The 13,698-nt window shown below is 38.0% G+C and carries 15 protein-coding genes and 1 tRNA gene; 9 read left to right on the top strand and 7 right to left on the bottom strand.

Annotation, left to right across the window (positions count from 1 at the left end; genetic code table 11):
- Nucleotides 1-37: 37 nt before the first annotated feature.
- The 3 genes from devC to SLP02_RS01065 all read right to left on the bottom strand — a co-directional run bounded on the left by devC (nucleotide 38) and on the right by SLP02_RS01065 (nucleotide 3,157).
- Complete coding sequence (devC, locus tag SLP02_RS01075) at nucleotides 38-1,204, bottom strand: ABC transporter permease DevC (protein ID WP_319418806.1); 1,167 nt, start codon at nucleotides 1,202-1,204, stop codon at nucleotides 38-40.
- Nucleotides 1,205-1,335: 131 nt separating this feature from the next.
- Entirely contained in the window at nucleotides 1,336-2,529 is a 1,194-nt protein-coding gene (locus SLP02_RS01070; RefSeq protein ID WP_319418805.1) for an ABC exporter membrane fusion protein, read from the bottom strand.
- A gap of 61 nt (nucleotides 2,530-2,590) precedes the next feature.
- Nucleotides 2,591-3,157, bottom strand: a complete 567-nt coding sequence (locus tag SLP02_RS01065) for a TetR/AcrR family transcriptional regulator (RefSeq protein WP_319418804.1) — start codon at nucleotides 3,155-3,157, stop codon at nucleotides 2,591-2,593.
- Nucleotides 3,158-3,663: 506 nt separating this feature from the next.
- On the opposite strand from SLP02_RS01065, the gene tenA reads away from it, so the two are divergent.
- Complete coding sequence (gene tenA / locus SLP02_RS01060; RefSeq protein ID WP_319418803.1) at nucleotides 3,664-4,332, top strand: thiaminase II; 669 nt, start codon at nucleotides 3,664-3,666, stop codon at nucleotides 4,330-4,332.
- On the opposite strand, the gene SLP02_RS01055 is transcribed toward tenA, so the two are convergent.
- Both SLP02_RS01055 and SLP02_RS01050 read right to left on the bottom strand, forming a co-directional pair.
- Nucleotides 4,329-4,619, bottom strand: a complete 291-nt coding sequence (locus SLP02_RS01055) for a hypothetical protein (RefSeq protein ID WP_319418802.1) — start codon at nucleotides 4,617-4,619, stop codon at nucleotides 4,329-4,331. The two genes, tenA and SLP02_RS01055, sit on opposite strands and share 4 nt — an antisense overlap.
- 99 nt (nucleotides 4,620-4,718) lie before the next feature.
- On the bottom strand, nucleotides 4,719-5,588 hold the full coding sequence (locus SLP02_RS01050) for a 3'(2'),5'-bisphosphate nucleotidase CysQ family protein (RefSeq protein ID WP_319418801.1): 870 nt from the start codon (nucleotides 5,586-5,588) through the stop codon (nucleotides 4,719-4,721).
- A 193-nt stretch (nucleotides 5,589-5,781) separates the two neighbouring features.
- Here SLP02_RS01050 and SLP02_RS01045 point away from each other — a divergent pair, with 193 nt between their 5' ends.
- Nucleotides 5,782-6,528, top strand: a complete 747-nt coding sequence (locus SLP02_RS01045; RefSeq protein ID WP_319418800.1) for a DUF554 domain-containing protein — start codon at nucleotides 5,782-5,784, stop codon at nucleotides 6,526-6,528.
- A 44-nt stretch (nucleotides 6,529-6,572) separates the two neighbouring features.
- Here SLP02_RS01045 and SLP02_RS01040 read toward each other — a convergent pair whose 3' ends face one another.
- Nucleotides 6,573-6,773 (bottom strand): hypothetical protein, encoded by a 201-nt coding sequence (locus SLP02_RS01040; protein ID WP_319418799.1) that lies wholly within the window; start codon nucleotides 6,771-6,773, stop codon nucleotides 6,573-6,575.
- Between the two features lie 410 nt (nucleotides 6,774-7,183).
- Here SLP02_RS01040 and SLP02_RS01035 point away from each other — a divergent pair, with 410 nt between their 5' ends.
- From SLP02_RS01035 to SLP02_RS01005, 7 genes are all read left to right on the top strand, one after another.
- Entirely contained in the window at nucleotides 7,184-7,642 is a 459-nt protein-coding gene (locus tag SLP02_RS01035) for a DNA-binding response regulator (RefSeq protein WP_319418798.1), read from the top strand.
- Between the two features lie 86 nt (nucleotides 7,643-7,728).
- Nucleotides 7,729-9,144 carry a TldD/PmbA family protein gene (locus tag SLP02_RS01030; RefSeq protein WP_319418797.1) on the top strand — a complete coding sequence of 472 codons (1,416 nt, stop codon included), beginning with the start codon at nucleotides 7,729-7,731 and terminating at the stop codon, nucleotides 9,142-9,144.
- 344 nt (nucleotides 9,145-9,488) lie between these two features.
- Nucleotides 9,489-10,424, top strand: coding sequence for a lysylphosphatidylglycerol synthase domain-containing protein (locus tag SLP02_RS01025; protein ID WP_319418796.1), 936 nt, complete (start codon nucleotides 9,489-9,491; stop codon nucleotides 10,422-10,424).
- Nucleotides 10,425-10,663: 239 nt separating this feature from the next.
- A complete protein-coding gene (cbiM, locus tag SLP02_RS01020; RefSeq protein WP_413467303.1) occupies nucleotides 10,664-11,341 on the top strand; it encodes a cobalt transporter CbiM in 678 nt (225 codons plus the stop codon).
- A gap of 30 nt (nucleotides 11,342-11,371) precedes the next feature.
- The gene (locus SLP02_RS01015; RefSeq protein ID WP_319418794.1) at nucleotides 11,372-11,734 is read left to right on the top strand and encodes a PDGLE domain-containing protein; all 363 of its coding nucleotides are present in this window, start codon (nucleotides 11,372-11,374) and stop codon (nucleotides 11,732-11,734) included.
- Between the two features lie 36 nt (nucleotides 11,735-11,770).
- A complete protein-coding gene (gene cbiQ / locus SLP02_RS01010; protein ID WP_319418793.1) occupies nucleotides 11,771-12,553 on the top strand; it encodes a cobalt ECF transporter T component CbiQ in 783 nt (260 codons plus the stop codon).
- A 102-nt stretch (nucleotides 12,554-12,655) separates the two neighbouring features.
- Entirely contained in the window at nucleotides 12,656-13,453 is a 798-nt protein-coding gene (locus SLP02_RS01005) for an energy-coupling factor ABC transporter ATP-binding protein (RefSeq protein WP_319418792.1), read from the top strand.
- Nucleotides 13,454-13,574: 121 nt separating this feature from the next.
- Here the strand turns inward: SLP02_RS01005 and SLP02_RS01000 are convergent.
- Nucleotides 13,575-13,645 (bottom strand) — tRNA-Cys (locus SLP02_RS01000).
- Nucleotides 13,646-13,698 lie beyond the last annotated feature (53 nt).

Below are 13,698 nucleotides of genomic sequence, written 5' to 3'. Positions count from 1 at the left end.
TAGCTACTTGTTACCTGAAAAATTACTTTTTACTTTTTTAAAAAACATCTGCTGGATCTGCCGAGCGCAGTTTTTTCATCGCGATCGCTCCTGAAACGCTACACATGACTATAGTTAGGATCAAAACGGATATTACTGTTTCTAACTTCATAATGATCGGCAGTAGAGTAGCAGCATAGGCAATTTGATAAAGTCCGAAAGCCAGAAGCAGTCCAGGAAAATAACCTAATAAAGCCAAAAGTAAGGCTTCTTGTAGCAAAACCCATAATAAATAGCGATCGCTATAACCCATTGCTTTGAGAGTGGCGTATTCAGGCAGATGTTGAGAAACGTCGGAGTAAAGAATTTGGTAGACAATGATGATACCGACAATAAAACCTACGATTACACCCAGTCCAAAAATAAAGCCGATACCTGTACCGTTTGCCCAATATTGTTTTTCAATTTCAGCAAATTCTTTGGGGGTTAAAATTTTGACATCATGGAGTAACATTGCTTCTAATTGCAACTGCACCTGTTTGGGATCGACTTTAGGCTTTAATTTAATTAAGCCAACGTCAATGCGATCGCTTTGGCGTTGGGGGAAAATTTGCAAAAAGGTTGAGTCGCTAGTAATAATATTGCCATCCGCAGCAAAAGACGAACCAAGAGTAAATAATCCTTTGACAGCGATCTCTTTATCGTTAATCTCAGTTTCGACACTACCTTTTTGTTTTAACCAGTCTGGAATTGCACCATATTCGGGACGACTAGCGCGATCGAATAATACTTGATTTAATTGTTTTAAACTATCTCGATTTTGCTCGACTTCAGGAAACTTAAACGCACTGACAGTAGGATCGATTCCCCAGACTAATATTGCTCTTTCCTGTCTCGTTTGGGGATTGCGCCATTGTCCAGTGGAGATATAAACAGGACTAACTGATTTAACTGCGTTATTTCCTAATGTCTGATAAAGTTGATCGCGAGAAAAATCTTTGACGGAAAATAGAGTTTGAAATTGGGGATTAATCATCACCAAATCCGCCTGTAAACTCAAATGCGGTTTAATTGCAGCATCGTAAAGCGCGTTTTCAAATCCCATCTGCACAAACATCAAGATATCTGCAAAAGCAATTCCCGCGATCGCCACCATTAAACGAGTCTTGTCTTTCACTACTTGTCTAAGTGCTAACGGTGTTCTGCGAAATAGTTTAGAAAACATAGTATCAATCTCATCTGTTTATTAAGTGATTAGCAAGCAAATATTTATCTGTGGACATCATTTCAAGTTCGTATACGATCGAACGTTCGATATAAATAAATTGAAAGAAAAAGGCGATCGCTCATTATTTTTCAGGGCGCAAGCCTTGCGCTGCTAATTGCTGTCTGCACTTGTAAATTAGTCAAACCAGTAACCCGTTTGCTGTCTTCTCGATTGAGACGAATTTTTACTTCAATCACACGGCGATCTAAATTTTCTCCAGGCCGATCGCTAAATACATCCTGTCTGCTAACCTGTAAGCCAATTTGAACGACCTTGCCTCTGACTATTCCCTCAAAAGCTTGACCAGTAATTTCTGCTGACTGTCCCACTTTTACTTTAGCAATATCACTCTGATAAACTTCAGCTATGGCTATCATGGAATCCGTTTGTGCCAATTCGACAATACCCGAATCGCCTATCTTTTCCGCTGATCGCGTCTGAATTTTAAGAATTTGACTATCCATCGGCGCACGAACGTAAGCCTGTGCTAAGTCAGTTTTTGCTTTGTTTAAGACAGCGATCGCGCTATTAACTTCGGTGTGTGCTGCATTAACATCTACTGGACGAATTTCAGAAATCTGATCTAAATTTGCTTTAGCTTCGGCTAACTGCGCTTTAAGAGTGCTATTGGTGCGATCTTGCGTTGCTTGTGCTTCTTTCAATTGTTCTTGTGCCGTTTCTAAAGCCAGACGTTTGCTGTCTAAAGTCGAAATTGCGATCGCACCTTCTTGATATAGTTGCTGATGACGATTGTATTCACTGCGGGCATTATTTACCTGTGCCTGTAAACTAGCGATCGCTGCATTTTGACTTTTAATTTCGCCAATTAATTCGGCTTTTAAGCGAGAAATCTGTTCTCTTTGAGCTTGAATTTCCCCCAATTTAGCACCAGCTTGAACTTGAGCGAGTTTAGCCTGAGAAACTTTTACTTGTTCTTGTGCTTGCTGCACTGCGTCTTGCAAGGAATCTCTTGAATCGAGAATAGCAATTACTTGTCCTGCTTTAACGCGATCGCCTTCTTCTACTAATAATTCCGCAAGGCGATCGCCATCTAATGCTAAGGGTGCAGATAATTTAATTACTTCTGCTTCTGGTTCGAGTCTTCCTAATGAGGTTATTTTCGGCGCGAGCGGTTTAGTTGGCACTGAATTTGATGTCGTTTGATTTACTTGTCCATACTGAGAAATGCCGTAGATTGTAATTCCACCAGTAATGGCAGTAGCGGTAATTATCGAACTAATTAACCATTTATTTCTAGATTTCACAAATAGCTTAAAAGTCATAATTTCTTCTTCCTTAACAGAAATAAAATTTTTTCTAAGTTTTTGTACAACAACGTAAATCTTACTTTTCTAAATAAGCAGTAAGCATTTTGCCTAATAATTGACATTGTTCGGGAACAGAAACTGATTCATCTCCCCATAATCTTTCGAGAATTAGACCATCAATAAAAGAATAAATAAATATAGCCAATGCTCTATCTTTAACACCTAATAGATCGTAAATTGCCTTAGCGTAGTTTTCATTTGCTCGCCTAAATACACCACTTTTTTTAAATTCTTTAGCGTCTTGATGTTGATAAAAATTGACCATAATACAAGTCCACTTGATAAAATAATCTTCATTTTTAAGCAAATATTCTCCAATTCCTGCTGCTTTTTCTTGCAGTGTTTGCATTCCATCCAATTCTTTCAATGCTTGATTAATGTCTTTTTGAGACAACGCTTCTACTAACTGCTCAAACAATGCTTCTTTGCTAGGAAAATAATGATACAAAGTTCCTGTAGAAACTTCTAATTCTTCGGCTATTTGACGCATCGTTACCGAACCATAACCTTTATCTGCGAAGAGATCGAAACACTTACTAAGTAATTCTTCTCGATAGCGATCGCGGTCGACAATCTTGGGCATATTTTATTTATATCGAACAATTGTTATAAATAATAGCAATTGGTTAAATACTTTGTCAAATATTTAGACAGTTACTACAAAAATCGACGTTGAGTAGCAAAAATCGCTGCTTGAGTGCGATCGCCGAAAAAGCTATCAATTGAGTGAGTGCAAAATCTCTAAACAAAATCTGACTGAGACTTTCTGATAAAATTGGATAATACTAAACCAAAGCTCATTAAGTCATGTCTATAAGCGAATAGCAGACGAAAATTATGAATTGCTAAAAACAGATCCATGACATCAATCGCTACACTTCAAAAAGGTTAGACAATATTGATCGATTCTTGCTGGGAAAGGTTATAGAGCCATTGAAAGTTGAAGTTAAAGATGGTATTTCAGGGGTGTGGGTTTGTACTCATGCAAAATATGACAAGCTGATTAGCTAGATGTACAAATCGAATCATAGATTATATTCAATAGTTTTTCGCAGTCAATATACTTAAGGTTCAATATTTAATGTGTATATGAATTTTTCTGCTCAGGCTTGGGACAACATTGATAACATCTATAGCTCTATCTTGAAGATGGAGTTTATTCAGCAGCTTGAGCAAGGTTCATTAAGCAAAGAGATATTTCAGCATTACATAATTCAAGATGGCATATATTTGGGGGAATTTGCCCGCGTATTAGCTATTATTGCTGCCAAAGCACCAACTGCCGACTTACAGTTAGAGTTTGCTCTTAATGCTCAAATTGCGATCGCCGTTGAACGTAGTTTACATACAGAGTTTTTTCGGGAGTTTAATATCTCGCCAGAAGTAGCATTATCCAGTCAAGCTTCTCCTACTTGTTTGAATTACACTAATTTTTTATTAGCCACTGCCTATCAACATAGTTTTCCTATTAGCGTTGCTGCTGTTTTGCCTTGTTTTTGGATTTACTTGGAAGTAGGCAAACATATTTATCAACAGGTAAATGAGCAAGATAATTTTTATCAAAGATGGATTGATACCTATATTGATAAAGATTTTGAAGCATCTGTTGAAAGTGTCATTAACGTGGCAAATGACATGGCAACTAAGGCTAGCAATTCCGAATTGGCTTTAATGAATCAGGTATTTTATCGCGCTTCTCAGTTTGAATGGATGTTTTGGGATAGTGCCTATCATCTCGAACGCTGGCAAATAAATTAAATCTCAGGATGATTATGAGGTGCAATACAGCCATCTGGAAGTAAGGCAACTGATAGAGCAATAGAGTAATATTTAACTTGAATCCGCTCGGCTTTAGTATGCTCTAGATCGATTACATCATAAATTTTGATAGGCAGCACGCCGTTAGCAGGAAATGCCCACCAACTTCCCTGTTGATAGAAACAATCGCTATAGCCATGTTGCTCACACCACCTACGACACACCGCAGCAGCAGCAGCCTTTAGATCGGGATAAATAGTATTTGAATCAATACCGTTGTTTATCAAGAATATTTTTCTAGATATTTAGCTTACTCCAAGAAATCATGATTAAATTCAAGAAGCAAAAATTACCTGCTGCTAGAGTATTTAGCCTAACCAAACATATTATCCACGATCGATCTCATCGATAATAGCACTGGCTTTAGTACAAAGTTCTTCATGGCAATGTCCGTTAGTAGCTACAATACAACCCCAGCGTTTCACATCTCCCTGATTATAATAAACGGGTTCACCATTGACATAGGTAAACTTGCCACCTGCTTCGGTGAGAATCAATTCTGGTGCAGCAAAATCCCAATCTTTAGCTGCCGACTTACCTGAGAGTGAAATATAAACATCTGATTCTTGTTCTAAAAGGGTAGAAATTTTTCCTCCAACTCCACCCATATATTTCTTACCTGCAAAGGGCAAGCGATCGATTAGCTGTTGAAAGCGATCGTCACGGTGCGATCGACTAACGATTAAATATAGATTCTCAATAGTGTTACGTTCAGATACTTTGATCGGTGTAACCGTACCATCTTTAGTTTCCACAAAAGTACCATTACCTTTTGAGGCAAAATAAACTTTTTCGGCTTCAGGAATAGCTACAATTCCAATTACAGGGCGACCTTGATAAACCAAGGCGATGTGCATCCCATATTCACCATTTTTGTCAATGAAATCTCGTGTACCATCCAAAGGATCGATAATCCAAACCCAATCGTGGTCAACTGGTTCGGCTTTTTTAACGTCAAAAGTTTCTTCGGACAAGTAACCAAAATCTTCTGTACCTAGCTCTTCTTTAAACCGACCAAGAATATATTTATTCGCAGCCATGTCAGCGTCAGTAACAGGACCATCCTTTTTATTTTTAATATCCAAGTCAGAAGTATCTTTATGATAGAAAGAGCTAAGAATGTCTGCTGCTCCCCAGGCGACAGAACGAGCCACCTTCAAAACTTCTGCTAACTTTTCAGGCTGATTATTATCCAAAGCTATCTCCTGATATTATTCTTTTATATTTGCCGATCTGATTCCCAGGATATATCTTACATCAGCATCACTAAAGACCAAAGTAAAACTTGAACATCCTTAAAACCTTATTTGTCCAGGTTAAAGCTTCATTATGTAATAATCTACGCAGGCTTAGATAAATATTTATTTGAACGTTATTTTATCAATCTACTTGATTGCGAATTTAAACTTTTGGGCGAAGACAAGCGGTACCTGGATTAATGTTCTTACCGTTTTGTTAGGGAGTAGTCTGGGCTTATTACTCAGCGATCGCCTTTCTCCTAAGCTCCAAACTATCATTACTCAAGGCATTGGCTTATTGACGATTTGGATTGGTTTAACTATGGCAAACAGTCTAGGCAAAGTTCAGTCTGGAGGTATTGATGGCGCAATTTTAGGACTACTGTCAATAGTGCTGGGAGGGGTTGCGGGAGAATTATTGCAAATTGAAGAAAAACTCACCAATATTGGTAATTGGCTCAAGAAAAAGTTTCGCGGCAAAGGATTATTTACCGAAGGTTTTGTTGCTAGTAGTTTGTTATTTTGTGTTGGTCCAATGGCTTTGATTGGTAGTTTTAATAATGGTCTAAATGGCGACAATACTTTATTAACTTTAAAAGCAACTATGGATGGAGTGATTTCTATTGCTCTGGCTAATATTTATGGCATTGGAGTTGCTTTTTCTATCTTAGTAATTGGGATTTATCAAGGCGGATTATCTTTAATTGTTGGTTTAGTAGCCGATACTATTCCCGATCCTAGTAATAATCCCTATCTGTTAATAATTACGGGCATTGGTGGTCTAATAATTATGGCGATCGGCTTTAACTTATTAGAAATTGTTAAAATTCGCGTCGCTTCTTTTTTACCTGCGATCGCTATTGCGCCTTTAGTTTATCTTTTTGCCAGCTATCTATAGTTGAAAATAACTTAGTAGCTTCAATATTTATTTATTATCTTTGTTTAGGCAATCCAAGTACAAGAAACAATAATAAAAACTAAACAGATAGTACTGATAATACCTAACAGCAGCCATTGATGAGAATTTATAAAATCAAGCTGACACAAAATTTGGCTATTTTTATTGGGTATTAAGGAAATTTTTGGCAGCTTTTCGACAATGAATGATTTTTCGCCATTAATTCTAATTGGATTGATAGACATTATCAAAAATGAGCTTGAGTTACAAAAAAAATTTGTCAGCAATAGTTAAAAGCTAATGGCTGAGAGCTAAAAGCTAATATCTAACACAAGCAAAATAAGTCTTAATCAAAAACCGAACTGGTATCATAGCTTATATTTTTGATTGAGCTTTTTGCCCGATTTTTTAATTACGCTCACTACTGTAACAGAATGTAAAGAATATGCCTATTGATTTAAATATTTTAAATCAACTATTTCGTCCTGAGCGTCTAAATACCTAGATCAGATCTTTAAACAAATTTTAAAAAGAGAGGCAATTATATCAAGTTTTCAACAATTGACCGTAAAAATACTTAAGGATAAATAAGACGTGTAATAATGTAGGTAATAATATCTAAATAAATATACGCAAAATATACGTTTTAAAAATTATGCTAGATGATATTTTAGCCCCAAAACCATCATCATTTAAATCCTTAAACGTCGTCATAATTGAATCTCATAGACAAGGACAACAGTTAAATCAACTTATAAAAACTGCCAGACCAAATCTTCAGGTAATTTTGCTAAATAATTCAGAACAGGTATTTTCTTTAATGTATGGTGAGATGACCATTGATGTCTTATTTTTTGATATTGAAGAAGAATCTGATACTGATAACTTGAGCTTAATCAAAGCTATTTCCCCCCAAACAAGTTTTATTCACTGGAGTGATTATCAACATCCAGAAGTAATTGAGCTTTTGTATTCTTTGGGAGTCAATTCTTTCTGCACCAAAGAAAGTGATGCTGCCATCATTTTGGAAGCTATGGATTTGGCAATTAATTATCCGCAATCTTTGTATTTAGATGAAAAACTATATCAATGTTTGCCCTTGTTACAAAATTAAGGTTTAGATAGCTGTTAAATATTAGGTTCAATTTATCGAGCTTGAAAAAGCGGTAAACTTGAAGCTTAAGCCTATTTAAAATTGTAATGTCTAAGCTATTTGCTGAACACAAAAATCGATTAACTGAACTGATTGCTGCCTATAGCGATCGCGTTGACTTTTTGACTATTCGCCTAGAACAGGCAGAAGAAACAAACATCTTTCTACGTAGCAATAAAATAGAAACCCTAAGCGAGAGTATTGCTTTGGGGGGACAAGTTCGCGCCTGTTATCGCGGTGGTTGGGGTTTTGCAGCATTCGATGATTTGACAACCCTAGTAGCTAGACTTGAGGAGGCAATTGCTGCTGCAAAAATAGTAGGTGATTCAGAAACTATACTCGCCCCAGTTGAACCTGTACAAGCAATCTGTCAAATTCCCCTCAAAGGCAGCGATCCTCGTGAAATACCTTTAGCAGATAAAAAAGCGTTATGCGATCGCTATAATGACTTACTACGCGGTTATCATGACTGTCTAACCACTACCACTGTGGGCTACAGTGACAGTTCCCAAAAGATAATTATCGCCACATCCGAAGGCAGCGTCATTGAGCAATCTTGGTCAGATATGGAAATGCGCTTTTCAGCTACTGCTAGAAAAGAAGAGGTAATCCAAACAGGTAGAGAAACAACGGGATCTCGTCAGGCTTACGAAGATTTAACTCAGTTAGACTCACAGGTAAACAGTGCGGCACAAAGAGCGGTAGATGCCTTGTCCTTGCCCAAAATTAAAGGGGATATTTATACCGTAGTCATCGATCCCATTTTAACAGGACTGTTTGTCCATGAGGCTTTTGGACATTTATCTGAAGCAGATATGGCTTATGAAAATCCCGATCTGCTCGAAACAATGAGTATGGGAAAACGTTTTGGTACAGATGATTTACAGATATTTGATGGTGCTGCGCCCAGAGAATCCGAGCAGAACTATATTCATCGGGGTAGCTACTATTATGATGACGAAGGTACTCCCGCTACCACTACCCAACTAATTAAAGATGGAGTTTTGGTTGGTAGACTCCACTCTAGAGAAACCGCAGGTAAATTAGATACAAAACCCACAGGCAATGCACGCTGTCTTAACTATCACTACTCGCCGATAGTCAGAATGACTAATACCTGGATTGGTAGAGGCAATACTCCAGTAAAAGAATTATTTCAAGGAATCTCTAAGGGAGTTTATGCGCGCAATTGGTTGGGTGGAATGACAAATGGCGAAATATTTATCTTTAGTGCAGGAGAGGCTTGGATGATTCGTAATGGAGAATTAGCTGAACCTGTCAAGGACGTTACTCTTTCTGGTAATGTTTTCAAAACTCTGGCTGATATTGAAGCAATTGGCGATGATTTTATTTGGGACGAATCTGGAGGATGTGGCAAAGGAGGTCAATCTGGTCTTGCTGTAGGCTGTGGTGGCCCTAGCTTAAGAATCAAAAATGTCACAATTGGTGGAGATTCTAGTTAATTAGGGTTGCAATTGAGTTAATTTTTATGTTTGCAAGGTTACAATTTACAATATTGTTCATTGTTTTGACAAGAAAAAACCTAGCTTAAAGGCTAGGTTCTGGAGCAAGACTATGATAGTTAGGCTAGCTATGAAGAGCAATGTTTATCTTGGACTAGGCTAACGGCAAAAAAATTTTGTATTCAACTATTTTATTTAGTGAACAGAATTATCATCCTGTTTATTGCTATAAATAACAACAGTATATTTACGAGAATTTGCTTGATAATTCTCTTTTTTGTTAGTTGTTTTTACTGAAATTAACCAAGTGTCAAGAAGTGCCTGTCAATAACTCTAACTAATTAATGAATCGCGATCGCCTGACTCGTTGGCTTTATCCTGTCTTGGGATCTCTGTTGCTGGTTTTCTGTCTTTACATACTCAACCGAGAATTAGGGCGATATAGCCTGGATGATATTTTAGATAGCTTATCTAGAATAAGCGATCGCCAATTATATGCTGCGATCGCTTTTACTATTCTCAATTGTTTAGTAATTAGTAGTTATGATTTAATTGCTTTTCTACATCTCCAGTATTATCTGAGTATCAAGCGAATTTTATTTACCACCTTTATTACCTATGCTATTAGCAACACTACAGGTTTTACTCTACTTATTGGCGGAGGAATTCGCTATCGTTTTTACTCTATCTGGGGTGTCCCAGCTAAAAGTATTGCCAAGATAATTGCTTTAGGTAATCTTAGTTTTTGGTTAGGACTATTAACCTTAAGTGGTCTGACATTTGTTCTTAATCCCCTACAGTTACCTAAATCTATAAGTTTTGATATCTCACTAATTCGCTATTTAGGAATTGTTTGTTTAATCTTAATTGGAATTTATCTATTTTTATGCAAACGTAGAAAACGTTTAAGAATTGGCAAAAACATAATTTCTTTTCCTAAACTTACTATTTCGCTGTCTCAAATTGCCATATTTTCATTAGATTGGGCATCGGCAACAGCAGTTTTATATTGCCTAATTCCTGACTATGTAGGTAAATCTTACCTGAGCTTTTTTAGTATTTATTTGTTTAGTATGGCTATATCAATTTTGAGTAATATTCCTGGTGGGATTGGTATATTTGAAACCATCATTGTATTTTTGTTACCCAAGATTCCTACAACCACTATTTTAGGTTCACTTTTGGCATATCGAGCAATTCGTTTTTTATTGCCTTTGTTGACTGCAATTATCTTATTTTGCTGCTTTGAACTCAAGCGAAAACTCAGAAAAAGCTCTTAACTAATACTGCTGTGCGGAAGTAATAAGTAATAGGTAAAAAGTTAAATCTTTTAGTAAAAATTGCCAAAATACCCCCCCACGGGATTGCTTTTATTCGGTAAAGATACTTAAAATCTACAAGAGAAATAGCAATAACTAGAAATATTGCCAAAATCCACAAAATATAAACAATTAGTATTGTGCTATCTACTATATCTTTCAGTAACTGGTTATTTTGGAATTGGCAGCCTCAATTGGCAATGCATATTCCAGATGGGTTTTTAAACCTGCCAGTTAGTTTAGTAACTTGGGTTATTGCGATCGCCCTAATCACCGTCGCTTTGAATCAAGTACAGGCGAAATATCAAGAGCGGACAGTTCCCATTATGGGAGTCTGCGCTGCTTTTATTTTTGCTGCTCAAATGATTAATTTTCCCATACCAGGAGGAACTTCTGGTCATCTACTCGGAGGGACGTTAGCGGGAATCTTACTCGGTCCTTGGGCGGGTACTTTGGTAGTAAGCGTAGTGTTTATCGTTCAAGCGGTTTTCTTCCAAGACGGCGGAATTACTGTATTAGGAGCAAATATTGTCAATATGGGGCTAATAGGCACTTTTGGCGGTTATTATCTTTATCGGGCAATTCGCTCGGCGATCGGTCGCGATAGCTGGCGGGGAATGGCGATCGCTACAGCCATAAGTGCTTGGACAAGTGTATTTATTGCTTCACTTGTAGCTGCTACAGAACTAGCCCTATCAGGAACTGTACCTCTAAACGTAGCCATATCGGCAATGGCATTTTGGCACGTGCTAATTGGAATCGGCGAAGCATTAATTACCGTAGCGGTAGTCAGTTTTATTTGGCGGACTCGACCAGATTTGCTTTACGATCCTCGCCAAAACAAATTATCTCGTTCACGCCCAGTAGTACAGCGTTAATTAGATCTAATTAAATAGGATTTTAAATTTATGAGTAATAAACATCCAGATCGTAACTTCGCTTTTATTATTACTGGCTTAGGTGTGGCATTGCTAATTGCCATTTTTGTTTCTCCTTTTGCCAGCCCAAATCCCGATGGACTCGATCGCGTTTCCCAAGATTTGAAGTTCGGAAATCGCGCTGCTGAAGACGCACCAGCCCACAAATTGCCTTTTGCTCGAGTATTCGATGAATACTCTCTTAAAGGCGTACCCGAAGGAATAGCTACACCCATGGCAGGTTTAGTTGGAACTTTAGTTACTTTTGGTTTGGCGTGGGGAGTTGGCAAACTAGTGGTTAGAAAATCCCATTCATCTGCCGATAATCATCTTTCTTCTCATCGAGAAGAGTAACAAACGAGCAAATTAAATCAATTAAGAAGTAAGTGAATGCTATTGCTACATCTTGGGGCGTTTTATTTAGACATCGATAGCAAACAAGCTACTTTCTGGCATTCTCTTGCTCCCCGTACTCGTCTATTGTGTGCCTTACTCATGGTATTTGCGATCGCCCTAACCCCAAATGGACGCTGGTGGACTTGGGCAATCTACGGGTTAGGAGTATTAGGCGTAGTTTTTTTCAGTCGCGTAACCAAAAAAGTATTGTTTAAAAGGATCGTCGTTGAGTTTGCTTTTATTGGTGTTGTGCTGCTGGGAACTTTATTTCGAGACGGCGGTGAAGTTCTTTGGTCTTGGGGAATACTACGAATTACCACAGAAGGCTTAACTGTTTTGGGTAGTGTCACGACCAAGGCTTTATTATCGCTGCTGACGCTAAACATACTAACTCTTACTACTTCAGTTCCAGCCCTGCTTAATGCTTTGACCGCCTTACGAGTACCTCCACTGTTGGTTGCTACTTTGGCATCAATGTATCGCTATATCGGCGTTTTAATTAGAGAGTTTCAGGCAATGCGTAAAGCTGCTGCGTCTCGCAACCTATCTAATAGTAGCGTTTGGCAAAGGCTCGTTATTGGCAACATGATGGGTACTTTATTTATTCGCACTTACGAGCGAGGAGAACGAGTTTATCAAGCGATGCTAGCCCGTGGTTATCAGGGAATACCTGTAGTCGAAAAAGTACCATCTGGCGGACGACGAGATGCAATTGTAATTACCTTGACCACAGCTTTAGCATTACTAGGACAAGCTATTTATTTACCGCAGTGGTAGCAGGGAAAACCTAGTAAGGTGGGCAACACCCAAATTTGACTTGATAGCGTACTCAAAAATATTATTGCCCATCCTACCTAAAAATTAATTACTCAAATCTTAATGCACCACAATCCCATCGTTATTAAAAATCTTACCTATGCTTACCCTGATGGAACCAAGGCTTTAAACAACATTAATTTAGCCATCGAAGCGGGTGAACGAGTAGCACTTATCGGTGCTAATGGTTCGGGCAAGTCAACTTTACAATTACACCTCAATGGAATTATTTTGCCCCAATCAGGAAGTATTAAAGTAGGAGAATGGTTAATTGATTCAGATAATTTGCGCGACATTCGCAATTTTGTCGGCTTAGTCTTTCAAAATCCAGATAATCAGCTATTTATGCCTACAGTTTGGGATGATGTCACTTTTGGTCCTAAAAATCGTGGCTGGCGAGATGAAGAGTTAGCCGAGCGAGCTAAAAACGCCATGATGATGGTTGATATCGATCCAGAATATTATGGGTCAAGAAATACCGAAAATTTATCGGGGGGAGAGAAAAAACGAATTGCGATCGCTGGGGTTTTGGCAATGGAACCCCAGGTGTTAGTTTTAGATGAACCTTCGGCACAGTTAGATCCTCGTTCTCGTCGTCAATTGATTGAGCTATTAAAAAATTTGTCTTTAACTCAACTAGTGGCAACCCACGATTTAGACTTAGCTTTAGAACTTTGCGATCGCACTGTCGTTTTAAGTCAAGGTCAGATTGTATACGATGGAGCAACTGAAAAAATTATGAGTAATCCCGATTTTTTGGTACAGCATTCATTAGAGTCCCCTTTATCTTATAGTCGTCCCTATTGTTTGCTAGAAGATACGCCAAAGAGCCATAATTCCCGTCTAAGGCTAATTAATTAGCGCGATCGCACTGTCGTTACCTTGTTGATTAGTGTCAACCAAAAATTTATGGTGACTACTATCGTGCTGGCTGTTTTTTGCTTTTATTCTCATTGTGATTAACAAGATCACAAACACTCAGAGGCGACACCCAGATTTGAACTGGGGATAATGGATTTGCAATCCACGGCCTTACCGCTTGGCTATGTCGCCCTACACTTTCGCGTAATGCTCAATTAGTATATCAAACTTTATTCACTATTAAA

The organism is Pleurocapsa sp. FMAR1, from assembly GCF_963665995.1.
Lineage (GTDB): Bacteria > Cyanobacteriota > Cyanobacteriia > Cyanobacteriales > Xenococcaceae > Waterburya.
The sequence above is the reverse complement of the archived record's forward strand: the minus strand, read 5'-3'. Positions and strand labels throughout refer to the sequence as shown.